Here is a 26,139-nt window from a genome sequence, read left to right as displayed (position 1 = left end):
GGCATTACCCAATGTTTACCAATCCTAAACCCATTACCATAAGATTGCCAGGAAAATCAATAGTGGCAAACACCTGTAAATTTACTCCGGAAAAAAGTCAAGCTTTGATGACTTTTGAAACATTTGTTAATATAATAGAGGAGCAGATAGCGTAAAAATGAAAAGAGTTTAGTATATACAGCTACAAACTATCTACTCTCCGACCAACAATTTCTGAATACTTTAAGAGTGAATACAATGAGCGTAAACCTGGTGTCAGCTATATCGGTTCAATACTCTCTAGATGTCATCAAAGAAGAAGCGCGTCGTCTCGTGCATAAAGGAGTTGTTAGCCGTCAGCAACCCATCTACACCCTCTGCCAGTATATTCCTGCCCGTGAATGGGCTTGGGTGGAGTGCGAGTTGGAGAAGTGTAACTACTTGCTTAGGGATCGGATTGCCGATTTAATGGGTCGGGAAGAATGGCAGAACGATTAAAGCCAGCCTCTAGTCTTTCTTTCCTAATTGGGTCTGGGCTAGATACCTTATCTTTTGTCGGTGATTTTTGACAAAATGTGCCGGAAGGCTGAAGCCTGCTTACACTCGGTTAGGCTAACCGCCATCAGACACACTTAATTAACCTTTGTTCTTTTAGACCAAAGCGGAATTGTAACCGCAGATTAAGTCTGTTAGCACTTGCAGAATGTCTCAATATCCAAACATAAAACTGATGAACCAGCCAGAGGCGATCGCCTCTGGCTGGTTATTCGCAACTTCACAAAACTTAAAAATTTTGTCGTTTTGGGTTCTGGCCAATGGCGCTCTACTCAAAACTCTACTTCTTCAGCATATAAAGTTAACCTTGTCAAGGAGTAATAGAAACAGAAAATTCATGACTGGGAATCTTGATTTCTCAGCCTTTCCAGTTCCGCACGCATAGCCGCAATTTGTGCAGTCAGTTCCTGTAGCTCTTGCTGCACTTCGGGAGGATCTGCGGAAATAGGTATCTCGCTCGGATCTGTAGACGGTGCAGGCGTCTCAGTCGGCGTTTGATTTTTGCCTTGATTTAAAAGGGATTCAACGAAATTGCGAGCTTCCTGCTCAGTCAGTTCCCCTTTTTTCGCCCACTCATCAGTTAGTTGGCCAAACTCGGACTTACTAACTTTAGAAATAATTTCCTCTCGCTTTTGAGAGTCCGTCACACTTTCAATCAGGGAAGCGGCTGCGCCCAGAGAGACGCGAAATCCTGTTTGCAGTAGCTCAATCGGGTTATCTGAGTTCATCGGCAAGTTCATCTCGGAACAGGCGTTTGCAAACAGCAACACAAGGATCTTGAAGCCGCAACAGCTGCTTTACCGTGTGCCGCAGTCGTTTTTAGTTTACAGTATTGAGCGCTCACAGCCAAATTTGTAAATTATTTTTACCGATATGCAGTAGCACTCAACCAAACTGTTCGAGATAAACGTTGATGTCCTCGGTAATCCGAGTCAGTTCTGCTTCGGTACTCAGACGAATCCGATCGTCCCGAAGCGCGATCAAGACTTTGGCAGCAAACGGAGTGGGCCAGATGTTGGGGTTGCAGAACATTTCGAGGAACACTTCACCTGTGTATTGGTACTCCATAGGTTTCTGGGGACTGGCTTTACCGCCACCGCCGCCAGTCGCGTGAGCGCTAACTGCTTTCAAGCGCTCCATCAACTGGGCGATCGCACCTTGTAGTTCCCGCGCCGCTTCTGGAGTGAAGCTAAAGGAAACAGAACCTTCTCCCAGGTTAAGTCTAAGTTGAGAAGATGACATTAGCAATTAATCTTTACATACTCCTATTAATGCTAAGAGATATGGTCGCTTTACGGAAGGGGTTGTCCATCAAATCAAGCAAAGCACTCACTATTAATTAAAAATAATGTCAATAACCAAAAGTAATTATAGGTGTTAATACAACTAAAATGCTGATAAGGCAAGGGTTTTAACTATCCTGTTCCTGTGCCTGAGATCTACACTGGAGGCGAGAGAATTATCGTAGAGAAGCAATAGCGTCATGGTTTTAGATAACCGCTCTGAAGTGCGAAAAGTTTTGCTGATCACTTTACTACTTAACTTAGTAGTAATGGCGATCAAAGCAAGCGTAGGGTGGTGGACTGGTTCCCTGAGCTTGCTGGCAGACGCCCTGCACAGCGTCACCGACAGCGCCAACAACGTCTTGGGACTGGTTGCCAGCCGCTTGGCTTCTCCAAAACCAGACCGCGACCACCCTTACGGACACCAGAAATTTGATGCTCTGGGGGCATTGGGAATAGCTGCCTTCTTGGGAGTCGCCTGCTTTGAAATTCTTAAAGGTGCAATAGAACGAACGATCGCAGGCTTTCAACACGGTTTGCAACCAGTCAAAATATCGGCACCCGAACTGTGGATACTCCTGATTGTTTTGGGCATCAATATTTTTGTCACATTCTACGAGCGTAATGTTGGGATACGAGTTGGCAGTCCGATTCTAGTTGCAGACGCCCAGCATACCATGAGCGATGTTTGGGTAACGATTACCGTTCTTTTGGGTTTGATTGGCGTTTGGCAGGCACGAGTTTTAAATCTGCCCGCACTTCAGTGGTTGGATGTGATTTTGTCTTTTCCAGTCGCTTTGTTAGTTTTTCGCAGCGGTTGGTCGGTTTTGACAGAAAATCTACCGTGGTTGGTGGATGAAATGGCGATCGCACCGGAGGCTATTCATACGATCGCCATGCAAGTTCCAGGAACGATCAACTGCCACGAAATTGCTTCCAGAGGAGTCGTAGGAAGACAAGTGTTTATCGAAATGCACCTGATTGTGAACGCCCAAGATGTGGAAGGAGCCCATCGAATTACCGAAGAAGTAGAAGCGCGTCTGGCAGAACGGTTTAGCCCGGTAAGGGTCTTAATTCACGTCGAACCGCCTACCTACAAATCCGATCGGATCACTTACGATCGATAATAAAATTACAGGTAGTTTTCCACAGCAACACCGACTTTTCCACAGATATTTTGCAGTTTTTCCACAAAAAGTTAAGAAATTACCCACCCGAAATGAGCCCAGAGAAAGTCAAAAGTTAAAAGTCAAAAACAAGAGGGACAAGGAAGAGGAAAAAGGGAAATAGGGGTTAGGGGTTAGGGGAAAATAGGAAAATATTAATTCTTTCGCTCAAGAACTCTCCCGCGACCTAAGCTCCCCCACTCCCTACGAATGAATAACCTGGTTGACATTCTCCCCGCCGTGAACGGACGGGGATTTTAAACATCACTGTTTGGGTTTCCTGTTTCCCCGCCTCGGCTTACATTGAGGAGTTTCCTCACCAACCCTGGAAGGGCGAGGCTTTAGACCTATTATTTTCGGTAATCGAAGCAGATTCAATCTCATTCCCACTCGATCGTTCCGGGCGGTTTAGAGGTAACATCGTACACCACGCGATTTACCCCAGGTACTTCGTTGACAATGCGGGTAGAGATAGTTTCCAACAAATCGTAAGGCACTCGCGCCCAGTCCGCTGTCATCCCATCTTCACTTTTGACAAAGCGCAAGACGATCGGATAAGCATAAGTGCGCTGATCTCCCATCACCCCTACACTGCGGATAGGCAACAGAACAGCAAAAGCTTGCCACAAATGGCTGTACATTCCCTGGCGGTTGATTTCCTGGCGCACAATCAAGTCAGCGTCCCGCAAAATATCCAGCTTTTCTGCTGTGATTTCACCCAGAATCCGAATAGCCAATCCTGGGCCAGGGAAAGGATGACGCTGTACAATTTCTTCTGGTAAGCCGATCGAACGACCGACTTTGCGAACTTCATCCTTAAACAATTTCCGCAAAGGTTCTACCAGCTTAAAGCGAAGGTCTTTCGGCAAACCACCGACATTGTGATGGCTTTTAATTTTCACAGCTACCCGTTCCCCGGTTTTGGGGTCAACATTAGTATCTGCTGATTCGATCACATCCGGGTAAAGAGTGCCTTGGGCCAGATAATCGAAGGGGCCGAGGCGTCTTGATTCTTCTTCAAAAACGCGGATAAATTCGTGACCGATGCGACGACGTTTTTCTTCCGGATCGCTAACTCCAGCGATCGCAGCCAAAAAACGATCTCTGGCATTGACGTACTCTACCGGAATGTGGAATTGTTCTTGAAACAGCTTCAACAGACGCTCAGGCTCATGTTTACGCATGAAGCCTTGGTCGATGAACATACAAGTTAATCGATCGCCGATCGCCTTGTGCATCAAAAACGCCAGCGTGGAAGAATCAACGCCGCCAGAAAGAGCCAGCAATACCCGCTTATCGTCAACCTTAGCCCGAACTTCTCGCACCGCTTGCTCAACAAAAGCCGCAGTAGTCCAAGTCGGTTCGCAGTCGCAAATGTGATATACAAAGTTGCGGATTAAAGCCTGACCGCCAACCGAATGAACCACTTCCGGATGGAACTGCACGCCATAGAGCTTTTTCTCATGATGGGCGATCGCCGCACAGGGAGTATTTTCTGTATGAGCGAGGATTTCAAAACCCGATGGCAAGATGCTACAAGAGTCCCCGTGGCTCATCCACATCGTTGTCGCATCTTCTACATTTGTGAGCAAATCCGTGGGATCGTCAATCAAAAGCGACGCTTTGCCATACTCGCCCCGCTCGGCTCGCGTTACTTCCCCACCCAGCTGTTGCACCATCAGTTGCATCCCGTAGCAAACACCCAGAATGGGAATGCCTAAATTCCAAATCCGGCGATCGCAATGGGGTGCCCCTGCATCATAAACCGAGTTGGGGCCTCCAGATAGGATTATCCCCTTTGGATTAATCTCTTGTAGCTGTTCGACAGTAGTGCGATAAGAAAGGACTTCTGAATAAACTTGAGTTTCCCGAATCCGGCGAGCGATTAACTCGGAGTACTGAGAGCCAAAATCCAGAATTATAATTATCTGGCGATCCAACTGTGCCAAAGATTCGGTAGGGATCGGTTGAGATGTCTGGAGTGTCACTGAATAAATCCAAAAAAGAGAGCTTAAGAATGTCCCAATATATCTATTTATACTGCACTCTGCTTATTACTTCTCTTTTTGGTTATCAGCATTAACTATTAAGCATTTCTCACAGTTAGTTTAATTCTGCCCACTACTTAACATGACTAATTGCGGCTCGCAGTATGAAAACCCAGCAATGCAGACAGCAAGGCATAACCCATTTCACTTTTGACAAAGATTTGACGATCGCGGTCAAACAAAACCGATCCCACACAAACATCGTTTTCGGTGTGAGTGCGAATGTAAGCTTGGGATCGCGTATCGATGGCGAGGGCGATCGAACTATAAACCAAATTCACCCAATTGCTGGCGCTTTGGGCATCCAAATCTCGCAGATATTTCAAAGCGTCTTCAGCTGTTGCGCTAGTAAACACCTTTTGTAAGGCGGGTGTCGGTAAACCCACTTGGGCGCAGTGAGCGGTAAGAATTTCCAGGCGTCCGTCAGCAAGATGATGGTGAGTGTGAAAAATGCCGCCAGCCAATTTAATCAGCTTACCGTGGTAGCCAAATAATAAAATTCCTTTAACGCCCTGCACGATCGCCTCTACTAACATTGGCCCCAACCAGTTGGCAGTTTTTACCAGCCTCTCTGGTGGAATATCCAATTGTCGAGCTAAGTCTAAACCGTTTTCTCCGACACAAAAAACCAAAATGGAAGGCTGCGGACTGGATAATGAAGTATTTTCTGAATTTCCTCCCCCCTCTAGCCTTAATTTGCTGGCTTTTTCTCGTAATTCTGTAAGGCTTGCCTCCAACTGACCGGGCGCACTTAAAGGCGCGGAAATACCTGTAGTACCCAGCAAGGAAAGTCCATCGACGACCCCAAAAGCGGCATTGGAGGTACGTTTTGCCAGAGATCTCCCTTCCGGTAAAACGATCGTCACCTGAATTTTTGACTCCTGTTCTAGCAGAGGTTCTAGGTTTTGGCGCAAAAGTCGTTTGGCATAGCTGTATATTGCAGCTTCTCCACCAGCATCAACTATTCGCCCAATTCCTTCACCGCCTTTGATGACAATCTGCTCTTCTGCTTCCTGGCAAAATTCCACCAGTGTCCAGATCGGTGTGTTGCGAGTAAGGTCGAGGTTATCGCCAGGATCGCTGCACGCGATCGCCAAAGCTTCCCCCTCTTTGATTCCGCTCACCTGCTCTATTGGGATTTCTACGATTTGGCTGGGTTCGATCAAATCGACTGACACCGATGGAACAGGTTTGCGCTCCTTTAACCATAACAGGGCGGCGATCGCACCAGCACAGGCAAACACAGGTAAGGTATATCCAGAACGGGGTAAAGTCATGTCAATTTTAGATTTTGGATGCCAGGATTTTGGATTGTTTATCGGTGTGATTTAAATCATAGGTTTATGGTGACCGATCGCAAACCAAGAAACACAGTTTTGCTTCACTCTATAAGAGTAAGGTACGGCTTTGCGCCGATTTACTCTTGAGGTGCTAGTTGAAATACTAGACAAATCAGAATGTCAAACTGTACGGGCAACGCATTTAAAGCTTCGTCCTTACAAAAATTTGAAAAGGCAATCTGAGCCCAAGAATTCCTTACACTTTAGGGAATGAGAGCATCAAAAGTATAATTTGCGAGGCTCCCAACCCGACGCCTAAATTTCCACCACTACGTCCTGGAGCTTCCGATGGAACCCCTCATGGACTTCCCTAATTTTCCTCATCTAGTCAACACAACAGAAACTGGACGGCCCCGCACCGTTGTGCTGAGACCGAATGGCTGTCTCGATAATATGAGCTGCCCAGCTTTCACAAAGGCGCTAGAACAAGCTCTGGAATTAACATCTGACACTGTAGTTGTCGATCTGTTATGGGTAGACAACGTGGAAGCAGAGGGAGTTAACAGTCTGATTTCTGGGCTGAAAAGAGCCGCTTCTTTGGGTAAGACGCTATCCTTGCGATTTATGGATGTAGCAACTCAGGCAGCTGTTGAAGCTGCGTGCGTTCGCCAGTATGTGTAGCGAGCGATCCCTGGCAAGACGACAGACGCGGTGTCGCTGTCAGATCGACTCACACAAATCATCATTCGGTTGACGCTACGGGATCGGGCTGAAACTTTTTTACTAACTATACTAGCCTCATCTGCTTGGCAATAGATGAGGCCAGTCGTTATTTTAATCTTTTATTAGTTTTTCTGCCTTCACTTCGAGGATCGGGATCGTCTTTTCTTGCAGGTAATCGATCAGATCCTTCAAGTCGCGATACCGATAGGTTGGGAGTAGCCAAGATAGTTGAGAGTTCTCAAAAATAGGGTATTCCCCAGCTTTTGCTTGCACGAAAGGCTGCACCGGCACGCGCTCTAGTTGAGGCAGAATATCCTGCAATTGCTGGGGAATATTTTTGGTGTCGGTCAAGTCAACAAGGATAAACCGAGCCATTTTAGCCAGACAGGAGATAGTATCTGCAATGTCGCGATTTGCTGAAGAGTCTAGTGCGAACACTACAGGTAAATAGCAGTGAAGGCGAAGGCGATCTTGAATTGCTTCCAGAATATCCTTGCGCTCCTGAGATAGAAAACTACCCAGTACCAATACTACTTCCGAGGCCGAAGAATCGATCAGTTGGCGGATTTTCTTTTGATTGAGCAACAAATAAATAAACTGAGCCAGCTCCAGATTATCAACGACGATCGCTGTTTCACCAGGAGGAGCGATCGCCAAATTCGACTGTTTTGCACCTTGCAAGTTTAATTCCCAACAGGAAATTCCATATATTGCACAATTTGTCAACTTTGCATCCTCAAAATTCGTCTTCAGCAACCTTGCTCCCATCAGGTTTGCTCCGTCCAAATTTGCCCGACGCAAATCAGCTGCTTGTAAGTCTGCTCCGCTCAAGTTTGCTCTTTGTAGGTTCGCATCGCTGAGATTTGTGCCCAGTAAGTACGCTCCCCGTAAATCTGCCTCGTTTAGGTTAGCTTCGATCGTGTAAGTTCCGGACAAGTCTGCCTGACCCAGGTATGCCCATTGCAGATCTGCCCCATTTAGGTTTACCCGGCTCAAATTCGCCTCAAACAAATAAGCTTCGCTGAGATTGGCTTCGCAAAGATTCGCCTCAAAGAAATCAGCATTGCTTAGGTACGCCTGACTGAGATTGGCACTGCTCAGGTCGCAAAAGCGCAAATTTGCTCCCATTAAGTTAGCACTGCTGAGATTGCAAGAGCGCAGATTTGCCTCCATCAGGTTGATCCCACCCAGATCGTGCTGTTCCAGTTCCGCTTCACTCAGATCGGGTTGTATTTGCGGATTATTTTGCCTCCATTCATTCCACACATCTACCCCTTCTTTGAGCAAAGCCAACTGTTGCTCGTTTGCCATGCTACTCAACCCCTATTTTTCTGTCCGTATTTGCGTTTTCTATCTACTCTTATGCTTCCGTTCTGGAAAACTTACTCAAACTTACTCACTAGACCTGGAAAGTCTGATTTTAGAAAGTTTGACGTTTCCTTCCTGCTTCATCGAATCCTTAACGGCAGTGCCATTAAGTTGGTGTGACCCTCCACAAGCAATCCCCGTCGAACTGACGGTTAAAGGATAATCAATTTCTGGATGCCAGTGTTCTAAATTGACACTAGCATTAAAATCCCTATCTAATTCAATGCCACAGTTGACACATTTGAATATCCGTGCTGACAATGGCATTTTTTGTCGATGATGGCAACAGCTACAAATCTGAGAACTTGGATAAAATTTGTCCGCTTTAATGACGGTTGCACAACACCAACTAGCTTTGTATTCTAGTTGCCTTTTGAACTCATAAAAACCACTATCAGCAATCGCACTAGCTAAGCGATGATTCTTGAGCATCCCGGAGATATTCAAATCTTCGATGACTATTTCGCTGTGGTTCTTAGCTAACCAAGAAGTCAACTTATGCAGTGCGTCTTGTCTAATATTAGCTATTCTTCGGTGTAGCCTAGCTACTTTCAGATTAGCTTTGCTTCTGTTCAGAGAGCCTTGAAGCTGACTCGATACTGAGCGTTGTAGATGCGCCAGTTTTCTTTTGGTTTGACGGTAAGCTTTCACAGAAGGGAAAACACTACCATCGGCACAAGTGGCTAAGGAGTTGATGCCAATATCTACTCCAAGACGCTGCCTTGTTTTTGTCGATGGTTTGGCTTCTAGCTCGTATCTAAAACTGACATACCAATCCGAAGCTCTTTTTACATTCATCTTGAGGCAGATAACTTAGTTTTATTTTTGTTTCGATAGATTGAGAAACATATCTTTCTGGAGCAAGCTGCCCAGCCAAAACCTCCCATCTATCGTTATGTCATCCCTACCTTCCAGGACAAAGCTAGAAGGTTATCTTTGTTTTAGCGAGGAATTAAGTGGTTGCCTTTTCCAATTTGTATAGCTCTACAATCAAATTTGTTTCTGAAATATCTTCTCCATCTAATGAAATTGTAGAGCTCGTCAAGGGAACAGAGACAGTAGAGCCCAACAATATTCCGGTCAAATTTTCCAAACAAGCAATTCGATCGAGCTTGAGCGCGTCTACTTGGGATGGTGTCTTTGCTGCCTTATTCGGCAATATTACCAGTGGCGTTCTGCTAAGTAATTTCTTGGTGCAACTGGGTGCCTCCTCAGTGGAGATTGGCATTCTGTCCTCAATTCCGATGTTGGTGAATTTTTTGCAACCGGTGGGCGCTTATCTGGCAGGGCGAAGCACCAGCCGCCGTAACTACGGGATGCTGATTTTTGGCCCGTCGCGGCTGCTGTGGCTAATTTTAGCTCTGGGGATTTGGTTTGTCAGCCGTAGCGAAGCTCATCAGCACGATTTGTTGAGATGGACGCTCGCTACAGTCGTGGCAAGCAATTTACTCACAGCTTTGGGATCTCCGTCTTGGTTGAGTTGGATGGCTACTTTGGTTCCTGAGCGGTTGCGAGGAAGATATTTTGGTATTCGCAATAGTGCCGCTAACTTGACAAAGCTGATCTCTATACCTCTACTGGGTTTAGTGGTGTCAGCTTGGCCCAGCGGTATGATTCGCGGTTACGGTCTCCTCTTGTTATTGGGAGTTGTATTTGGCCTAATTAGTCTGGGCTGTCAAATATTTATGGTGGATATCAATCCCCAGGAACAGTCCGCTATTGAGGATCGAGGGAACAGGGGAACTCTTGAGCAGGGGAGTCCAGCAATAGGGGAAGAAGAAAATTCTTTAACTCAAAACTTCCGAAATTCCCAGCCCCCCGTTCCTAGTTCCGAGTCCCCAATTCCCCATAATTTTCTGAGATTTTTGCTGTTTTTTGGGTTTTGGACATTTGCCACCAACCTCAGCAGTCCGTTTTTCGACTTTTACCTGCTAAATGACTTAGGCATGAATGTTAGTTTGGTAACGCTCTATAACAGCTTATCAGCTGGGGCTAATTTGCTGATGTTCATTGTGTGGGGTAAGTTGGCAGACCGAATTGGCAATCGTCCTCTTTTACTATTAGTTGGTATTTTGGTGGCGGTGACTCCTTTATTTTGGCTGGGAACTAGCAATAATAGCTTTTGTGTTTGGTTCTGGCTACCGCTATTACACTTGTTCACTGGTGGAACTTGGGCAGCTATTGATTTATGCAACAACAATATCCAGATGAGTATAGCACCGACTCGAAATCAAACTAACTATTTTGCGATCGCAGCTGCTGTCGGTGGCGTCGCCGGTGCTATGGCAACAACTGCTGCTGGTTTTCTAGCCCATTTTGCCAATATCGGCGGTTTGCTCGGACTTTTCGCGATTTCGGCTGTTTTGCGCTTAATGGCTCTGGTACCTCTTTTGTTTGTGCGGGAGCAACGCAGTCAGTCGCTAATTCAGGTGATGCGATCGTTCAAACAATTTTGTCTTTCACCCGCATTTTTAAGAGGCTAAAAATCTCAACTAATTCCTGTTGCAGTAGTTGAAGAAACTAAAATAAATAGGAATTAGAACACCTATTCATTCATTAGACATCTCCAGAAAAGAATCTCAATCGTCAGGCAGGATGCCTAGCCCACAAGAATTTTTGGAGAGGTTTATTAGACATTTCCAAAAATTCAAGGTGCGTGAACTGTAACCCTTATCGAGACGTTTCATAAAACCTCTCTCCATTCTTTGAAAGGAGATGTCTATTCCTTCAAGCAACAGGGTTTTTTGGTTAAAAAAGGCGATATAGCTAGGGACTAGGGTGTCGGGGCTAGGGACTAGGGGAAGAAGTCTTTAGAATCAAGGGTTTCAGGAATTCAGAATGCCTTAACCGCCAACGCGGTTGCCATATTTGAGCAAACCAATCCAAAACGAAGGCTCTCCCGTAACAAAGAGAACCTCCTTTTTTTGTTAACTTGATAACAGAAGTTCCAATTTTGCTTATTCTATAAAAACCCGGTTATATCGTGTTTGGTTACATAGGTTGCAGAAAAATTTGCGCTCACATCTGTGTTCATCTGTGTTTATTTGTTTACATCTGTGGTGAAAATTTAACCAACGATTCAGTGCAGACAATCCTCAACATGATTCATGTACCACCGATACTACCGGACAGGATACTATTTCAAATTTTGCATAAGTTTTATGAGCGATCGGGAAAGGCGATCGCACACAACACCCTTATCTTTCATAACAGTTCTACCATAGTAATTAAGCCTGAAAATCTAGCGCTTATACCTTTTTTTCTGGCTACATAAGAAAACCCGTGTTGGGGCGAGGCTTCTTTAGGTACAGCAAACTGAGCAAAATCAAAACATGAACCAAGTTGATTACCTCCGGATTAGCTTAATCGATCGCTGCAATTTCCGGTGTCAGTATTGTATGCCGGAAGGGGCAGAGCTAAACTACATCTTGCAGCAACACCTGTTGACCGACAAAGAACTGCTCACCCTGATTGAGGAAGTGTTTGTACCTGTGGGATTTACGCGATTTCGCCTGACAGGAGGAGAGCCTTTGCTGCGTCAGAGCGTTGTAGAGTTGGTAAGGGCGATCGCATCTTTTCCCGAAACTCAAGATATCTCGATGACTACCAACGGGTTTTTACTCGCTGGAATGGCGCAAGATTTGTACGATGCCGGTTTGCGACGCATTAATATCAGTCTGGATTCCCTAAACCCAGATACTTTTGATAAAATCGTCGGCAATCGCGGTCGCTCGCGCTGGCAGCAGGTTTGGGAGGGTATTCAAGCTGCGTATCGCGTCGGGTTCGATCCCCTGAAATTGAACGTAGTCATAATTCCGGATGTGAACGATCGCGAAATTCTCGATTTAGCCGCTCTCACCTTCGATCGAGAATGGCACGTTCGTTTTATTGAATTTATGCCGATTGGCAATAACGAACTATTTGGTAATCGCGGTTGGGTGTCTTCCGAAGAGTTACGACAGCACATCCGCGCTCGCTGGGGCTTGACAGAAGGGCAAGTTCGCGGTAACGGCCCTGCCGATGTGTTCAAGATACCGGGAGCCAAGGGGACGTTAGGATTTATCAGTCAGATGTCGGAATGTTTTTGCGATCGCTGTAACCGGATGCGCCTTTCGGCAGATGGTTGGTTGCGTCCGTGTTTGTTAAACGAAAGCGGACAAATTGACCTAAAGAGCGCACTCCGTGCTGGTGTTAGTACGGATGAATTACGCGATCGAGTTTCTCAGCTACTGGCGATTAAACCAGAGATTAACTTCAAACAGCGCTATTCGGGAACGACTGGTGCTTATACTCGCACCATGTCGCAAATTGGCGGCTGAGACAATTTTAGATTTTGGATGAGAGGATTTTGGATTGAATCCAAAATCCAAAATTGGGAATCCAAAATCGTTAGGCTTGCCGCGAGTAGTACTCAACCACCAGCAGCTCGTTAATTTGTAGCGCCACCCATTCGCGTTCGACCAGACCGTTAACCTTGCCAACAAGCTTGTTTTTATCAAACTCCAAATGGCTGGGTAGGTTTGCCAAACCGGGGTATTGCAGGTTAGCTTCCACCAGCTTGCGGGATTTTTCCCTGTCTCTGACACCGATCGTTTCTCCGGGTCTGCAACTATAGCTGGGAATGTTGACTTCGCGACCGTTCACTGTGATGTGACCGTGATTTACCAGCTGGCGGGCTGCTGGGATGGTGGGAGCCATACCCATACGGAACACCGTATTATCCAGACGCATTTCCAGCAACTGCAACAGCACCTGTCCGGTGGAACCGGTCACGCGACGGGCTCTGCGGACGTAGCGCAGCAGCTGGGTTTCCGTTAAACCATAGTTAAAGCGAAGCTTTTGCTTTTCTTCTAAACGAATAGCATATTCAGAACGCTTCTTGCGGTTCTGACCGTGCTGACCGGGTGGATAAGCACGTCTTGGCGACTTCCGAGTTAAGCCGGGTAAGTCTCCCAAGCGACGAACAACTCTGAGGCGTGGGCCTCTGTATCGCGACATCTCGCTTCCTCTCTAGATCCTCAATATAATAGCCAGATTTTCTAGTATCGCAAACTTTTAGTGCAAATATCAACCAGGTAGATCGAATCTGCTACGCTGTCACCATTCTCTTGATTAAAATTCAACGAATCGCTCCTACTCCCCACCCTCTTAGGGTGGGGAGTAGGAGCGGCTAAAAAAGAGGGTTCGATGCCCTCTTTTTTAGCCATAGATGGTATACTAAGCTCAGCAAACTTCACTATTTGAAAATGTCCCAAGTTCTCACAGTCAGTTGCAAACTGGAAGTGCTGCCCCACCAAGTTGAGAAGGTGGAAGCAGTACTGCAAGGCTTTGCAAATTGCTGTGAGTACATTAACCGCAACACTCCAGAAAAGTTGACCAATCAGATAGCTGTCCAAGCGTTGATTTACAAGGCAGCGAGGCATGATTGCGGTCTACCTGCTCAGTTGACCATCCATGCCATTAGGCGTGTCTGTGCTAACCGCAAAACGGCAAAACTGAAGGGACAAAAGGTGAAGAAGTTCGCTCCTACATCTGCTAACTACGACAGTCGCATCTTCACTTTTATAGAGGAGGATTGGACAGTCACATTGACGATGTTGAAGCGTCGGGAACGGTTTCGTCTGTTAATTGGTAACTACCAACGCTCCTTGCTGAAAGGACAATCCCCCAAGGCAGCAGTGTTGGTAAAGCGACCGGATGGTTCGTACTACCTGCAAATTCAGTTGGAGTCTAAACCGCCCCAGGCGCAAGATACAAATAGTGTTTTGGGCGTCGATTTGGGTCGTACTGATATTGCCGTTACATCGCTTGGAGAAAAGTTCAGTGGCAAACAGATAACACAAATCCGAGACAAATACAGTCGTGTTAGAGCTTCTTTGCAATCCCGTGCGTCCAAAGGCACTCGGAGCAGTCGCAGAAGATGTAGACAACTCCTGAAACGGTTGAGTGGACGCGAGAGAAGATTTCAGACTTGGCTGAACCATACCATTTCTTATCGGCTTATTCAGCAGCGTCAAACAAAAACCCTCGCCATCTCTTTGGAGGATCTGACAGGCATTAGGGAGCGGACTAATCACCTGCCACGCTCTAAGACCGAACGCCGCCGCATCAATAGTTGGGCATTCTTCCAACTGCGGATGTTCTTGCTCTACAAAGGAATTAAGTTTGGCGTCAAAGTACATCTGGTCGAGCCAAGGTACACATCTAAAACCTGTCATGTCTGTAACGTCTTGGGTAATAGACAGGGAAAGAAATTTAGTTGCCTGAATGTGCCTTGCAGCTGGGTTGGTGATGCTGATGAGAATGGCGCAAACAATATTGCTAAATTGGGGGTTCTTATAAACAACCCTGGAGGTTCAAGTACATTGTTTTGTTCATTGCAGGACGTTGTGCTTAGGGCTACTGAAAACCTGACCCCCAGCCGTCAGGCGGGGTAGAGTATTTTATATTGGCAGAGGTTTATCTAACTTTAACCATGATGGGAAAGAGTTTTTCCAATAAATTGTCTCTTTTAATTCGCTTTTGGGCTACACCCTTGGCGACGCTGTGTTTATTGCCTTACGCTTGGCCCACCAATCCGGCTGGAGCAGTGACGCGCAACGAGTTCCGAAGATGTGCCTCCGAGATGGTGCGTGCGGCTATCCCCGCAGCAGTAGCGGCAGACGCCTGTGCGGCATCGCTGTATCCGGAAGATTTAACCAGATGCGTGATTGGGATAAATCAGCAAACGAACATTGCGGCGGTGGATGCCCTTTCTACTTGCGTGACCGTGCGACGACCCCGCGACCTGGCAACCTGTGTGGTAAATATCAGCAACCGCACTCAAAACGCATCGGCTCCGGACGTTTTGGATAACTGCCGCCGCAGTTTGTTACCGGTGCGCTTTGCTGATTGCGTGGTGGGATTGCATGGGGAAGTGGATATTTCTGTGTCGCAAGTGATGAGAACCTGTATTGATGGGAGCGATCGCCCGCAGGATTTCTACCCTTCCAGCGTAGCGCCTCGCAGAACTGCGCCGCTGCTCGATCGGCCTATTCCCGTACCCCAAACGCCACCGCTGGGGCCATCAAACTTGCCCATATTGCCTAGAAACCCGCGAGGGCTCTAAAAAATTACTTGTGCTAAGCTGACTGCAAATTATTCTCTATTTTCTGATGAGGCAGGGTGTGGAGCGCTGCGAGATTGCTGGGTGTGTTCGGTTTTTCTTTTAGCAGTCAGCTACGCCTGCCACAGCGCAACCGTTCGCTTTGGCGAGTGGGAATAAATTATACACTCAACCCTCAAGGCAATAAAAGGGCGATCGACACAAGAAATAGCAGGGATTGCAAATTTTTACGTATCTTGTTGCATATTTCCGATCCTACTGGCAGTAAAGCTTTATTTCTGACTTTAATGGTAGAAAGTCAATGATGATAAACTCCAAAGAAGAATTAAAATTCGCAGCTTCAGGTGCCTACCGTTACATTTATAGTCCAGAAGTAATACCAGCTGTTTGCAATGCACTCCAAAAACCACACTAAAAACTTAAAACTTAAGGAAACTAACAAGACAAAAGAAAAACAAAATCTTTCTCTTTTGCCTTTTGCCGTCGTAACCGGGCAAACCTTGGGAATGCTTTTACCTTCTAACGCTGCATCCTATCTCGCCTTAAGTCTGGTCGCCTTAATCGGCAGTTTGTACGCTGAAGGACTCAAAGCACAGACTCTGACACCAAATCCCAGCCAAGTACCGAATCCGGTGCTTCCCACTCCGCCAACACCGCCGCCTTTACCGCCACTACCAACGCCCGCACCGCTACCGCCACCTTCCGAACTGCTGCAACCATCGACTCCCTCAAATACGGCACCTACAGAACCTGTCCCCAGCGACCTTCCCAATACTATCAAAGTGGAACGGTTCGAGTTCGATGGCAATACAGCCTTGAGCGATCGAGAATTAGCTGAAGTTACTAAGCCATTCCTGGGCGATGTTTCCTTTGCCCAATTGCTGCAAGCGCGTTCTGCGGTAACGCAATTGTACGTCAGCAAGGGGTATATCACATCTGGTGCTTTTATTCCACCCCAAGCACTCAACGGTGGCGTTGTCAAGATTCAGGTGGTGGAAGGTGTTGTGGAAGAAATCCGAGTTACCGGTACTGGGCGGTTGAATGCTAACTATGTGCGATCGCGGGTTGCCTTGGGTGCAGATAAACCGCTAAATGTCAATCGCCTGCTGCAATCTCTCCAACTGCTGCAACTCAATCCCTTAATCAGAAATATTTCCGCAGAACTTTCAGCCGGATCGCGTCCCGGATCTAGTGTACTGGAAGTGACAGTACGACCAGCCCCAACCGAAGACCTTCAGATCACTTTCGATAACGGTCGTTCGCCCAGCGTGGGTACTTTACGGCGAGGAGCGGCGTTTACCGAAGCTAACTTGCTGGGACAGGGAGATGCTTTGGTCTTGTCCTATGCCAATACTACCGGCAGTCACGAATTCGATGCCAGCTACACCTATCCCATCAACGCCCGTAACGGTACCCTCCGTTTCAGCTTTGGTTACACAAAAAGCAGTATCATTGAAGAACCTTTCGACCAAGTTGATATTGAGGCGGCTTCCCGCGACTACGAGCTGACATACCGCCAACCAATTATTCAAACTCCTACTCAAGAATTTGCCGTCGGTGTGACTGCTTCGCGGCGAGAAAGCAAGACTTTCCTTTTAGATGAGCCTTTCCAGCTTTCTCCCGGTGCGGATGACGAGGGGCGCACGCGCATTTCGGCAATCAGGGTTTTCCAAGAATGGACGCAGCGAAGCAGTCAATCTGTATTCGCCGCTCGATCGCAATTCAATTTTGGTATAGGTGCTTTTGACGCCTCGATTAACGAAAGCTATCCAGATAGCCGATTTGTCGGTTGGCGGGGACAGGCGCAGTGGTTGCGCCTGCTGGGAGGACGAGGAAGAGATACGACTAATTCCCCTTTGCTGTTGCTGCGTGCGGATATGCAGTTAGCCGATCGCGCTCTTTTACCATTAGAGCAGTTTGGTTTGGGTGGTTTTGAAAGCGTGCGCGGATATCGCCAAGACGCCTTACTCACGGATAATGGCGTTTTTGCTTCTGCGGAAGTGCGTTTTCCGATTTACCGCCTCTCGGAAGGGCGCGGTCTTTTGCAAGTTATCCCGTTTGTGGATGTAGGTAAAGTATGGAACAGTTCTGGCAGAGTTAATCCAGAAACCAATAATCTAGCATCTGTCGGTGTGGGGGTACAGTGGCAAATGGGCGATAGGATGCGAGCTCGTATAGATTACGGTATCCCCCTGATCGATCTCGGTGGTGAGGAAAGAACTTTGCAAGAAAAGGGATTGTATTTCTCGTTGCAGTTCAATCCTTTTTAGAGGAGTTAGGGGCTAGGGAAAGAGTGGGGGAGTGGGGGAGTGGGGGAGTGGGGGAGTGGGGGAGTGGGAGAGCGAGAAGAAATTCTTAATTTTGACTTTTGACTTTTGACTTTTGACTTTTTCTAGCCCCTAGAGCGCCAGTCCACTAGAATAAATTGACAAAAACAATGAAATATGTATTGTGTAGGGGCGAAGCAAGAGGGCGAGAATCGATCGCCAGAAGCAACAATTTTTATGTCCTCTTGCTTCGCCCTGCCGAGGTTTCTATACAAGTACACATCTTATTTCTTTTGTCAACCTCTTTTACTGGACTGGCGCTCTAGCCGCTAGTTATAAAATTGAGATAATCCCCAATCCAAAATCCTCTCATCTAAAATGGAACGATGCTGCAAGCGTCACAAGTCTTACAGGGGCGATATCAGCTCCAACAGCGCTTAGGACAAAATGCAGGGCGTCAAACCTGGCTGGCGGTAGATGTCGCTGTGTCTCCACGTGAGTTAGCAATTGTCAAATTGCTTGCTTTTAATCCCCAGATGCAATGGGACGATTTCAAATTGTTTGAACGGGAAGCGCAAGTTCTCAAACAGCTAAATCATCGCTGTATTCCACGATATCGGGACTATTTCTCGTTGGATAAGCAAGCCGGTTCTGGTTTGTGTTGGTTTGCTTTGGTGCAAGATTTGATTCCAGGTAAATCGCTACAGCAATTGTTGGATGAAGGGAAGCGGTTTGGGGAAATGCAAGTGCGATCGATCGCCACTGGGCTGCTCGAAATTTTAACTTACTTGCACGAACAAAATCCGCCCGTGCTGCATCGCGATATCAAACCTAGCAATATAATTTTAGGGGAAGACGAACAAGTATGCTAGCAGTCCGGTTCGTTATAAACGTTTAGCACTATTATCTTTGAGCGGCATTGCTTTGAGCGGGATTATTTTAGGTGGCTTTGGTTTGGCAATTAATTTTGTGTTGAGCGATTTAAATTGCGGAGGAGGGAACCTTCCGCCAGCGCCAAAAAAATAAATTCAATCGCTCTCAATGAAGTCCTGCCAAGCAAACATCAAAAAAGAGCTTTTTGTCGATTTTAGTCAAATAAGATAACGAAAAATATGAGCAAAATGCTGGAATCGGGACAAATATTACAAGAACGCTATCAACTCAAACAAAAGTTAGGGAAAAATGCTGGGCGTCAAACTTGGCTGGCAGAAGATTTGGCAACAGAATCTAAAGAGAAGGTAGTTGTCAAACTCCTGGCTTTTGGCGGCGAAGTGCAGTGGGATGACCTCAAATTATTTGAACGGGAAGCGCAAGTTCTCAAACAACTAGATCATCCTCGCATTCCTAAGTATCGAGATTATTTTCATATAGACGATCGCACGCTTTGGTTCGGCTTGGTGCAAGAATATATTCCCGGTGCTTCCTTGAAAGAATTGCTGAGTCAAGGTCGAAAATTTACGAAAAAGGAAATACACAAAATCACCGTATCGGTTTTGAATATTCTGTTTTACTTGCACGATAAAAATCCGCCTGTGTTACATCGCGATATCAAACCCAGTAATTTAATTTGGGGTGAAGACGAACATATTTATTTAGTTGATTTTGGTGCAGTTCAAGATCGAGCGGCAACAGAGGGTGCTACATTTACTGTAGTGGGAACTTACGGTTATGCACCGATGGAACAATTTGGCGGTCGGGCAGTTCCGGCATCGGATTTGTATGCGCTGGGAGCAACTTTGATTCATTTATTGACTGGTATTCCGCCTGCCGATTTGCCACAAAAAAATTTACAAATTCAATTTGCTGACAAGGTAAATTTGTCTCCTCATTTGGCAAGTTGGTTAACGAAAATGACGGAGCCTGCTTTAGAACGCAGGTTTAGTAATGTTAGAGAAGCGCTAGAAAACCTCAAACAAATAAACTTAAAGATCGAACCAAGGGGTGACGAGCTTTTAAAGCAAACATCTGAGTTGAATAATTCCGGTCAAGGTGGTTTATTCGATTCATCTGTACCTGTGCCAGATGAAATCAAAGGTTGGAATTGGGGAGCATTTTTGCTACCTTGGATATGGCCGCTAACTAATAATGTTTGGATCGGTCTTTTATGCTGGATACCGCAGGTAGGTTGGCTGATGGCGATCGCATTAGGGAATAGAGGCAATGAATGGGCTTGGAAAAGTAAAAAGTGGCGGAGTATCGAACATTTCAAAGCTCATCAAAGAGGCTGGGCAATTGCCGGACTTTTTATCGGGATACCAACAGCTTGGATGTATTTAGTTTTCCTGGCGATAATTCTAGGTTTGCGTTAATAATGCCTCTGAGTTAACGGGAACAGAAGCATTTACCAATGTCAAAAGCGGGCCGTTTTGTTCTTGTCCGTTCACGGCAAAATCGCTGTGACACAAATAAATTCTCTCTCCCGCACGAGACAACAAATCTCGCACAATTCGTCGCAGTCTTTCTTCTCCTGCTTCTGTTTCATTTTGCTCTGTCCAAGGTTCTCCCAATCGATTTTGCAGAAATAATTGAGAAGCAAATAAACTAGCTGCACCTCCACTTAACCACAGAAGAGAACCGACATCCATCCAAAATTGCCAACGATGAAATCTGCGACTGGAACGATATTGAAAAATATTCGCTAAGGTGACGGCATTTGCTGTTCTGCCAAAAGCTCTCATGGGAAAAGGATTTGCCGTTACTGTACCGCGCCGCAGTAGCTGAATGAATCGACCGACGGTAGTATGAGATGGTGTATCTCCTGCACTAACGGGGGAGTCGATCGAAGTTTTTCGCAGTCGTCCGTCTACTTCCCAATAATGCTGGGCGGTTTCCATCAATTCTCGCAAAGCTGATAATTGGTGAAAGGGAAGATAGCTGCCATTCCACAAAAAGCGCTGTATTGCTCGATCGAGTACGTGAACGCCGCTGGGAATGAGACGTTGCTGTTGTTGCGATCGCTGTTCTTCGATCCACTGTACAATTTCTTCATAAGCTTTGGTGGCTTGATATCCCAGACGATCCCAGCGAGCAAAGCTTTTCACAGGCTGCAAACTGGGCAATTCCGGATCTGGCGCATAGCAATAGTCTGCCAACAAACCTGCGCGAACTGGATCGATACCTTTTGGGATTTGGGATTTGGGATTTTGGATGGGGGTGTCTTCCGATTCCTCGTTCTCTGTTGCTGCTGATGATTGACTGAGTACTACCAGCATTTCCGCGATCGCATCTCGGTCTACCAAACGTCCCAATCCCGGATAAACTAAAGCCAGAAGGGTGAGCAATGCGCGAACGATCGGAGAACTGGATAAAGGGCGCTGATCGTTGAGAGATTCGACGGCTATACCTTTACCTGTGAGAATTTCGATGAAACTGTAGCGTGCGATCGCATCTAAACCGGGTGCTATAACAGCGACATCTTGCGGTTGCACCTGTCCTGAGTTTATCGCTTGACTGATTATCTCGGCGGTTTCGCGCAAAAGTTGCGATCGCGATATCGTTTGCAGAGACTGCACTGATTCTGGCAAAGGGGATAGTAAGGAGGGGTCGTTGAGCGCTTCCACCAGGCTACTTCCCAGAGAATCTTCCAAACAAATAATCGGTCGCCTTCTCAAGGTATCCACTTGACAGCGGGATGCCAAACCTGCCATAAAATCGGGGTCAGCACCCAATCCTACGCGCACGCCACCTTCAGGATTGTAAGCGAAAGCGCCGATCGCGCCACTGTCTAGGAGAAAGTCAAACAAATCGCGTGCGATCGCGGGATAATCATCTATATCATCTGCCAGAACTATGCGACACCGACGAGTTAAATGTTGCTGATAAGTTGCATCTGGCAATAAATAGCGCCAATATAATTCCGCAATAATACCGTAAGTCAGCAATCCTCGCTCCAAACACCATTGCTTCCACCGCAACAACATCATTTTCAGTGTTGAGTGCTGACTGCTGAGTTCCTCTTCAAAACTCTCATCTTCTCTTCTCCCCTCCCCGTGGGACGGGGAGGGGTTGGGGGTGGGGTTGCTTCTCCCCTCCCCTTGAGACGGGGAGGGGTTGGGGGTGGGGTCGCTCTGCCCCTCTTCCACCAAACCTTGTTCTAAAATTTCAGATATATCCTCTGGAGGCGTTCCACTCAAACCAGCCAGTAACAGCAAGTCGAGGGCGCGACGTACTAATCGGTATTCGTTCACCCCCATCTGTCGCCAAATACCCATATCCAATTCCGGACGCCACAGCTCGGTTGCTAATTCCTGTTCTGTTTCCGGGCGCAGTCGCAGAGGAAATTGTGCCTTTAGATTCAACCTCTGTATTAAGAGCGGCCAAAATAGAATTACTTCATCCTCAAAAAAAGCTAGAGGTGTGGTTGTGCGAATCGGTATATTAGGTATCGCCGCTGTGATGCGATCGGTTAATTCAATGCGGTTATCTCCATTAGCAGCAAATATCAAAGCTGCTGAGGCTCTTTGTCTGGCAGTTAAACGACTGACTGCACTTTGGGTAACTGCTCGTCCCTGAGTTGCAGAATTGGGTATGGTAGCATTTGGGCGATCGAATCCCATCTGTACCCAGGTGCAAAACTGCTCTATCAACCGGGTAGTCTTGCCACCGCGACTGGAGCCAGCGATCCAAACAGATTCAGACACCACCATCCGTCCTCCGGTTAATCTGTTATCATACCACGTACATTCGATTTTCTGACTTTTGCAAATCTGCATTAAGCCAGAAGCAATCAGGATATTTCTCCTATATCACTGAGAGTCAGGGATAAATTTGTGTCATGAAGAAAACATTTTTGGCCAAAATTAGAGATTCCTTGCGTTATGCTGGCGACTGGTTTTCCGAAACGCCAGAAAGAGCCTTAGATCGAGCATATAATGCGGCTTTGCAAATCAAGGCGATCGAAGATGAACATTTTGAGGGTCGCCAAATAGCTGCTGACTCTGCTGAGTACGGAGACAGCACAATGGCTTATTTTGAGGCAGAACTTAAGCAAAACTTAAATATTATCAAGGCGGGACTGGTTGAATTCAAGGCTAGCAGTTCAATTGTAAGCCTTACGAATCAAAATGTAGCCAAACCAAAAGAAGGTGATGTTGCCGTCAAGAATGGCGATGTTTATGGGTTGGATGCCAGAGATAAACCATCGGTTATTTTAGAGAAGCTTAAGTTTATCGATCGCATCGTTTCTCAATACACTCGCGAATCGAAAAACCCCCAACCGGAAACATCTTTATCTTTGGTAGTAGTTCCCCCTAAAAATGACTTTGTTTCTCAAGATTTTAGCGCCAATAATAAAAACGAACAAGTATATTTATCCAAATCTGAACTTGAAGGCAAAATTAATGAAACTGTCACTGATAAAACAGGTATCCTACCCAGGTCAATTTTTCAAACCTTGAATCGGCTCCAGAGAGAGTTAGACCCTCAATCAGAAGAAGAAGTCGTCAAAAAATTCCGCAAGTCGAAGGCAAAAACAGCAGTTTCTATTAAGTTTATTTTAATTTTAATTATAGCACCGCTGCTTACTTATCAACTATCTAAGCTTTTTCTAATCGGCCCAATAGTAGATAAGTTGAGAGATGAAAACAAAGTCGATATTTTCATAAACCGCGATTTGGAAGAAGAAGCGCTGGGTGAGTTACAAGTATTTAAGGAAAGATTAGAATTTGAGAACTTGATTTTTGAAGTTCCCAAGTTTTCGGCAGAGGAAATAGAGGTAAAACTCAAAGAAAGAGCGCAGGAAATAGCCGAAGAATCTCGGCACGAAAGCGCTGATGCGATTAAAAATGTCTTTTCCGATTTACTGTCCTTATTTGCTTTTGGTCTGGTCATCTTTACGAGTCGTCGAGAAATCGCCGTTTTGAAATCTTTTATCGATGAACTTGTGTACGGTCTCAGCGACAGCGCTAAAGCTTTCATTATTATTTTGTTTACCGATATATTCGTGGGATTCCACTCCCCACATGGATGGGAAGTCCTGCTAGAAGGCATATCGCGACATCTGGGAATACCGGAAAGTAGACAATTTATCTTTTTGTTTATTGCTACATTTCCGGTGATTCTAGATACAGTATTCAAATATTGGATTTTCCGATATTTGAATCGCATATCTCCTTCAGCTGTTGCTACCTACAGAAATATGAACGAGTAAAAAAGTCAAAAGTCAAAAGTCAAAAGTCAAAAGTCAAAAGTCAAAAGTCAAAAGTCAAAAGTCAAAATTAAGAATTTCTTCCTGCACCCCTGCCCTCCTGCACCCCTAGCCCCTAGCCCCTAGCCCTATGAAAAGTGAGAACGATCGCAACCCGGTGCTTTTAGTTCACGGTATTAACGATACCGGCGCAGTTTTTCATAGAATGGCTCCCTACCTGCTTCAGCAGGGTCGGTCTGTATACGATCTCGATCTGATACCAAATAACGGTGCCAAACACCTAGATTATTTGGCACAGCAAGTTGCGGATTTTGTCGCCAAGACTTTCCCGCCAGGACAACCTTTGGATTTAGTTGGTTTCAGTATGGGAGGAATTGTCAGCCGCTACTACGTGCAGCGGCTGGGAGGAATCGATCGCGTACAGCGCTTCATTACGATCGCATCGCCTCATCGCGGTACTTTGGCCGCTTACGGTTCTCAACTACCCGGTTGCGTTCAGATGCGTCCTGGGAGCGAATTTCTCACAGATTTGAGTCGGGATGTCGCCATGTTGGAACGACTCAACTTCACTTCCATCTGGACACCCCTAGATTTAACGATCGTGCCGGCAAATAGTTCTCAGCTGGCGGTGGGTAAAGATGTACAGGTATTGGTTCCTCTGCATCCCTGGATGCTGACAGACTCCAAGAGTCTCGCCGCAGTTGGACAAGCGCTAGCAGAACCTCTCAGACAGTATCCCCCACCTGTGCGTACTCCCGATCGCCAAAAATCGCCGACGCATGACAGTAATACTTAAACTCCAGCAAGTTGTGAAACGGATCTTCTAAAAAGAAAGTGCGATGTTCGGTAGGTAAACCGACAAATCGGCGTTTAGCTTCTTGGTAAAAGGATAAATTTTTCTCTTTCGCCCTTTCCAGCAGCGCTTCCCAATCTGCTTCGGAAGTGAAAACCAATCCAAAATGTCTGGGATATATGCCTTTTTGAGGAGTTACAGCTTCTTTCGTGGCGTGGGCAACGATTTGATGGCCGTAAAGGTTGAGAATTACCGAATTTGGGCTTTCGCGACCGATTTGGCAGCCCAAACCATCAGCGTAGAATGCTTTTGTTTGGGCAATGTCGGTGACGGGGAAGGCAAGATGAAATAAAACTTCGTTCATAAGTTTCCTGTTTTCGCGGAGGCGGATAATAAATGCTCTCTACTATTTATGCTCTTAATCCCTGGCTGGTGGCGGTGGGATTAAATACGGTTTTGCTGGCGATCGCGTTTTTGGCCCCTAAAAAGTTGCTCACACCCGCAGGCTACTTGCACGCTTGGGTATTGGGCGTTTTGATTTGGGGAACGCTGGGGTGGCAGGGATATTTGACGGTGATGTTCTATTTTCTGGTTGGATCTGCCGTCACCCGCATCGGTATGGCCCAAAAGGAAGCAGAGGGAATTGCGGAAAAGCGTTCTGGTGCGCGTGGGCCAGAAAATGTCTGGGGTTCGGCTTTTACGGCGGCGCTGTGTGCTTTAGCAACTCTTCTGCCTCTCCCACCCTCTCCCACTCTTTACCTGCTGCGTTTGGGCTATGTCGCCAGTTTCTCTACTAAGCTTTCCGACACTTGCGCTAGCGAGGTGGGCAAAGCTTACGGTAAACGCACATTTCTAATTACTACTTTACAACCGGTAGCGCGGGGAACGGAAGGCGCTGTGAGTCTGGAGGGAACTTTAGCTGGGGTGGCGGGATCGATCGCGATCGCACTTGTGGGTTGGGGTATCGGTTCGATCGACCTCCCAGGTGTTGCTTTGTGCGTGGTGGCGGCGTTTATTGCCACTAATTTGGAAAGTCTGCTGGGTGCTACGGTGCAAGGCAAGGTAAGCTGGCTGACCAATGAAGTTGTCAATGCTATCAATACTTTGCTGGGTGCGATCGCAGCCATTATCTTAGCTTTGGCGTTTGGCTTAGCTGGCTAGAGTTTCAGAAACCCGGTTTTTTGGAAAAACCGGGTTTCTTTGATGGAAAAACCGGGTTTCTTTAATCGATATTTTGAATTTAAAACTATAGCCTGAAATGTTAAATGCTTAAACTACATCAACGATAGCTGCAATTCCAGATAAATTGACCTACTTTCAATATAATACTTACATATATATAGGTGCTGCACATAAAATATAGCGATAATTCAAGCCTAGAAAGGCCATAAAGCCGCTTATTTGCACCTTTTCTATTCATATCGAAG

Annotated in this window: 23 protein-coding genes; 14 read left to right on the top strand and 9 right to left on the bottom strand. The window is 46.4% G+C overall.

Annotation, left to right across the window (positions count from 1 at the left end; translation table 11 throughout):
• Nucleotides 1-237 precede the first annotated feature (237 nt).
• Nucleotides 238-477 carry a DUF4327 family protein gene (locus ACE1CD_RS30185; protein WP_374827117.1) on the top strand — a complete coding sequence of 80 codons (240 nt, stop codon included), beginning with the start codon at nt 238-240 and terminating at the stop codon, nt 475-477.
• A 392-nt stretch (nt 478-869) separates the two neighbouring features.
• Here ACE1CD_RS30185 and ACE1CD_RS30180 read toward each other — a convergent pair whose 3' ends face one another.
• The gene (locus tag ACE1CD_RS30180; RefSeq protein ID WP_374827116.1) at nt 870-1,262 is read right to left on the bottom strand and encodes a hypothetical protein; all 393 of its coding nucleotides are present in this window, start codon (nt 1,260-1,262) and stop codon (nt 870-872) included.
• 157 nt (nt 1,263-1,419) lie between these two features.
• Entirely contained in the window at nt 1,420-1,776 is a 357-nt protein-coding gene (locus ACE1CD_RS30175) for a hypothetical protein (protein WP_374800287.1), read from the bottom strand.
• A 241-nt stretch (nt 1,777-2,017) separates the two neighbouring features.
• Between ACE1CD_RS30175 and ACE1CD_RS30170 the strand changes: the two genes are divergently transcribed.
• A complete protein-coding gene (locus tag ACE1CD_RS30170; RefSeq protein ID WP_374827115.1) occupies nt 2,018-2,944 on the top strand; it encodes a cation diffusion facilitator family transporter in 927 nt (308 codons plus the stop codon).
• 419 nt (nt 2,945-3,363) lie between these two features.
• Here ACE1CD_RS30170 and guaA read toward each other — a convergent pair whose 3' ends face one another.
• Both guaA and cbiD read right to left on the bottom strand, forming a co-directional pair.
• The gene (gene guaA / locus ACE1CD_RS30165; RefSeq protein ID WP_374800283.1) at nt 3,364-4,971 is read right to left on the bottom strand and encodes a glutamine-hydrolyzing GMP synthase; all 1,608 of its coding nucleotides are present in this window, start codon (nt 4,969-4,971) and stop codon (nt 3,364-3,366) included.
• Between the two features lie 146 nt (nt 4,972-5,117).
• A complete protein-coding gene (gene cbiD / locus ACE1CD_RS30160; RefSeq protein ID WP_374827114.1) occupies nt 5,118-6,308 on the bottom strand; it encodes a cobalt-precorrin-5B (C(1))-methyltransferase CbiD in 1,191 nt (396 codons plus the stop codon).
• Between the two features lie 351 nt (nt 6,309-6,659).
• Between cbiD and ACE1CD_RS30155 the strand changes: the two genes are divergently transcribed.
• On the top strand, nt 6,660-6,992 hold the full coding sequence (locus ACE1CD_RS30155) for an STAS domain-containing protein (protein ID WP_374800279.1): 333 nt from the start codon (nt 6,660-6,662) through the stop codon (nt 6,990-6,992).
• A gap of 153 nt (nt 6,993-7,145) precedes the next feature.
• Here ACE1CD_RS30155 and ACE1CD_RS30150 read toward each other — a convergent pair whose 3' ends face one another.
• Both ACE1CD_RS30150 and ACE1CD_RS30145 read right to left on the bottom strand, forming a co-directional pair.
• Nucleotides 7,146-8,345 carry a pentapeptide repeat-containing protein gene (locus ACE1CD_RS30150; protein ID WP_374800277.1) on the bottom strand — a complete coding sequence of 400 codons (1,200 nt, stop codon included), beginning with the start codon at nt 8,343-8,345 and terminating at the stop codon, nt 7,146-7,148.
• Nucleotides 8,346-8,426: 81 nt separating this feature from the next.
• Nucleotides 8,427-9,200: an RNA-guided endonuclease InsQ/TnpB family protein gene (locus ACE1CD_RS30145; protein WP_374800275.1), complete on the bottom strand. Its 774-nt coding sequence runs from the start codon at nt 9,198-9,200 to the stop codon at nt 8,427-8,429.
• A gap of 158 nt (nt 9,201-9,358) precedes the next feature.
• Between ACE1CD_RS30145 and ACE1CD_RS30140 the strand changes: the two genes are divergently transcribed.
• Nucleotides 9,359-10,885, top strand: coding sequence for an MFS transporter (locus ACE1CD_RS30140; protein WP_374827113.1), 1,527 nt, complete (start codon nt 9,359-9,361; stop codon nt 10,883-10,885).
• An 849-nt stretch (nt 10,886-11,734) separates the two neighbouring features.
• Nucleotides 11,735-12,721 (top strand): GTP 3',8-cyclase MoaA, encoded by a 987-nt coding sequence (moaA, locus tag ACE1CD_RS30135; protein ID WP_374800271.1) that lies wholly within the window; start codon nt 11,735-11,737, stop codon nt 12,719-12,721.
• Nucleotides 12,722-12,791: 70 nt separating this feature from the next.
• On the opposite strand, the gene rpsD is transcribed toward moaA, so the two are convergent.
• Nucleotides 12,792-13,400 carry a 30S ribosomal protein S4 gene (rpsD, locus tag ACE1CD_RS30130; RefSeq protein WP_374800269.1) on the bottom strand — a complete coding sequence of 203 codons (609 nt, stop codon included), beginning with the start codon at nt 13,398-13,400 and terminating at the stop codon, nt 12,792-12,794.
• Nucleotides 13,401-13,648: 248 nt separating this feature from the next.
• Here rpsD and ACE1CD_RS30125 point away from each other — a divergent pair, with 248 nt between their 5' ends.
• The 6 genes from ACE1CD_RS30125 (at nt 13,649) to ACE1CD_RS30100 (ending at nt 20,083) form a co-directional block, all read left to right on the top strand.
• On the top strand, nt 13,649-14,839 hold the full coding sequence (locus tag ACE1CD_RS30125; protein WP_374800267.1) for an RNA-guided endonuclease InsQ/TnpB family protein: 1,191 nt from the start codon (nt 13,649-13,651) through the stop codon (nt 14,837-14,839).
• Between the two features lie 65 nt (nt 14,840-14,904).
• Entirely contained in the window at nt 14,905-15,510 is a 606-nt protein-coding gene (locus ACE1CD_RS30120; protein ID WP_374827112.1) for a hypothetical protein, read from the top strand.
• Nucleotides 15,511-15,566: 56 nt separating this feature from the next.
• Entirely contained in the window at nt 15,567-15,812 is a 246-nt protein-coding gene (locus ACE1CD_RS30115; RefSeq protein ID WP_374800263.1) for a hypothetical protein, read from the top strand.
• Between the two features lie 87 nt (nt 15,813-15,899).
• Nucleotides 15,900-17,777, top strand: a complete 1,878-nt coding sequence (locus tag ACE1CD_RS30110; protein ID WP_374800261.1) for a ShlB/FhaC/HecB family hemolysin secretion/activation protein — start codon at nt 15,900-15,902, stop codon at nt 17,775-17,777.
• Between the two features lie 383 nt (nt 17,778-18,160).
• Nucleotides 18,161-18,646 (top strand): serine/threonine protein kinase, encoded by a 486-nt coding sequence (locus ACE1CD_RS30105; protein ID WP_374800259.1) that lies wholly within the window; start codon nt 18,161-18,163, stop codon nt 18,644-18,646.
• A gap of 240 nt (nt 18,647-18,886) precedes the next feature.
• The gene (locus ACE1CD_RS30100; protein ID WP_374800257.1) at nt 18,887-20,083 is read left to right on the top strand and encodes a serine/threonine protein kinase; all 1,197 of its coding nucleotides are present in this window, start codon (nt 18,887-18,889) and stop codon (nt 20,081-20,083) included.
• Here ACE1CD_RS30100 and ACE1CD_RS30095 read toward each other — a convergent pair.
• A complete protein-coding gene (locus tag ACE1CD_RS30095) occupies nt 20,069-22,420 on the bottom strand; it encodes a recombinase family protein (protein WP_374800421.1) in 2,352 nt (783 codons plus the stop codon). The genes ACE1CD_RS30100 and ACE1CD_RS30095 overlap by 15 nt on opposite strands.
• 128 nt (nt 22,421-22,548) lie before the next feature.
• Between ACE1CD_RS30095 and ACE1CD_RS30090 the strand changes: the two genes are divergently transcribed.
• Nucleotides 22,549-23,922 (top strand): proton extrusion protein PcxA, encoded by a 1,374-nt coding sequence (locus ACE1CD_RS30090; protein ID WP_374800255.1) that lies wholly within the window; start codon nt 22,549-22,551, stop codon nt 23,920-23,922.
• Between the two features lie 127 nt (nt 23,923-24,049).
• Nucleotides 24,050-24,715, top strand: a complete 666-nt coding sequence (locus tag ACE1CD_RS30085; RefSeq protein WP_374827111.1) for an esterase/lipase family protein — start codon at nt 24,050-24,052, stop codon at nt 24,713-24,715.
• Here ACE1CD_RS30085 and ACE1CD_RS30080 read toward each other — a convergent pair.
• A complete protein-coding gene (locus tag ACE1CD_RS30080) occupies nt 24,645-25,076 on the bottom strand; it encodes a VOC family protein (protein WP_374800251.1) in 432 nt (143 codons plus the stop codon). The genes ACE1CD_RS30085 and ACE1CD_RS30080 overlap by 71 nt on opposite strands.
• 32 nt (nt 25,077-25,108) lie before the next feature.
• Here ACE1CD_RS30080 and ACE1CD_RS30075 point away from each other — a divergent pair, with 32 nt between their 5' ends.
• Nucleotides 25,109-25,873: a TIGR00297 family protein gene (locus ACE1CD_RS30075; RefSeq protein WP_374800249.1), complete on the top strand. Its 765-nt coding sequence runs from the start codon at nt 25,109-25,111 to the stop codon at nt 25,871-25,873.
• The last annotated feature ends 266 nt before the right edge of the window (nt 25,874-26,139 follow it).

This window comes from Aerosakkonema sp. BLCC-F183 (assembly GCF_041929145.1).
In the GTDB taxonomy this organism is placed as follows: Bacteria; Cyanobacteriota; Cyanobacteriia; order Cyanobacteriales; family Aerosakkonemataceae; genus Aerosakkonema.
Note: the sequence above shows the minus strand (reverse complement) of the source record. Positions and strands in the feature narration are given on the sequence as shown.

Coding starts and splice junctions, on each gene's coding strand:
- ACE1CD_RS30145 (WP_374800275.1), bottom strand. CDS start 9,200: ATGAATGTAAAAAGAGCTTCGGATTGGTATGTCAGTTTTAGATACGAG.
- ACE1CD_RS30185 (WP_374827117.1), top strand. CDS start 238: ATGAGCGTAAACCTGGTGTCAGCTATATCGGTTCAATACTCTCTAGAT.
- ACE1CD_RS30150 (WP_374800277.1), bottom strand. CDS start 8,345: ATGGCAAACGAGCAACAGTTGGCTTTGCTCAAAGAAGGGGTAGATGTG.
- ACE1CD_RS30075 (WP_374800249.1), top strand. CDS start 25,109: ATGCTCTCTACTATTTATGCTCTTAATCCCTGGCTGGTGGCGGTGGGA.
- ACE1CD_RS30085 (WP_374827111.1), top strand. CDS start 24,050: ATGAAAAGTGAGAACGATCGCAACCCGGTGCTTTTAGTTCACGGTATT.
- ACE1CD_RS30105 (WP_374800259.1), top strand. CDS start 18,161: ATGCTGCAAGCGTCACAAGTCTTACAGGGGCGATATCAGCTCCAACAG.
- moaA (WP_374800271.1), top strand. CDS start 11,735: ATGAACCAAGTTGATTACCTCCGGATTAGCTTAATCGATCGCTGCAAT.
- rpsD (WP_374800269.1), bottom strand. CDS start 13,400: ATGTCGCGATACAGAGGCCCACGCCTCAGAGTTGTTCGTCGCTTGGGA.
- ACE1CD_RS30170 (WP_374827115.1), top strand. CDS start 2,018: ATGGTTTTAGATAACCGCTCTGAAGTGCGAAAAGTTTTGCTGATCACT.
- ACE1CD_RS30175 (WP_374800287.1), bottom strand. CDS start 1,776: ATGTCATCTTCTCAACTTAGACTTAACCTGGGAGAAGGTTCTGTTTCC.
- ACE1CD_RS30125 (WP_374800267.1), top strand. CDS start 13,649: ATGTCCCAAGTTCTCACAGTCAGTTGCAAACTGGAAGTGCTGCCCCAC.
- ACE1CD_RS30080 (WP_374800251.1), bottom strand. CDS start 25,076: ATGAACGAAGTTTTATTTCATCTTGCCTTCCCCGTCACCGACATTGCC.
- ACE1CD_RS30110 (WP_374800261.1), top strand. CDS start 15,900: ATGCACTCCAAAAACCACACTAAAAACTTAAAACTTAAGGAAACTAAC.
- ACE1CD_RS30095 (WP_374800421.1), bottom strand. CDS start 22,420: ATGGTGGTGTCTGAATCTGTTTGGATCGCTGGCTCCAGTCGCGGTGGC.
- cbiD (WP_374827114.1), bottom strand. CDS start 6,308: ATGACTTTACCCCGTTCTGGATATACCTTACCTGTGTTTGCCTGTGCT.
- ACE1CD_RS30100 (WP_374800257.1), top strand. CDS start 18,887: ATGAGCAAAATGCTGGAATCGGGACAAATATTACAAGAACGCTATCAA.
- ACE1CD_RS30180 (WP_374827116.1), bottom strand. CDS start 1,262: ATGAACTCAGATAACCCGATTGAGCTACTGCAAACAGGATTTCGCGTC.
- ACE1CD_RS30090 (WP_374800255.1), top strand. CDS start 22,549: ATGAAGAAAACATTTTTGGCCAAAATTAGAGATTCCTTGCGTTATGCT.
- ACE1CD_RS30155 (WP_374800279.1), top strand. CDS start 6,660: ATGGAACCCCTCATGGACTTCCCTAATTTTCCTCATCTAGTCAACACA.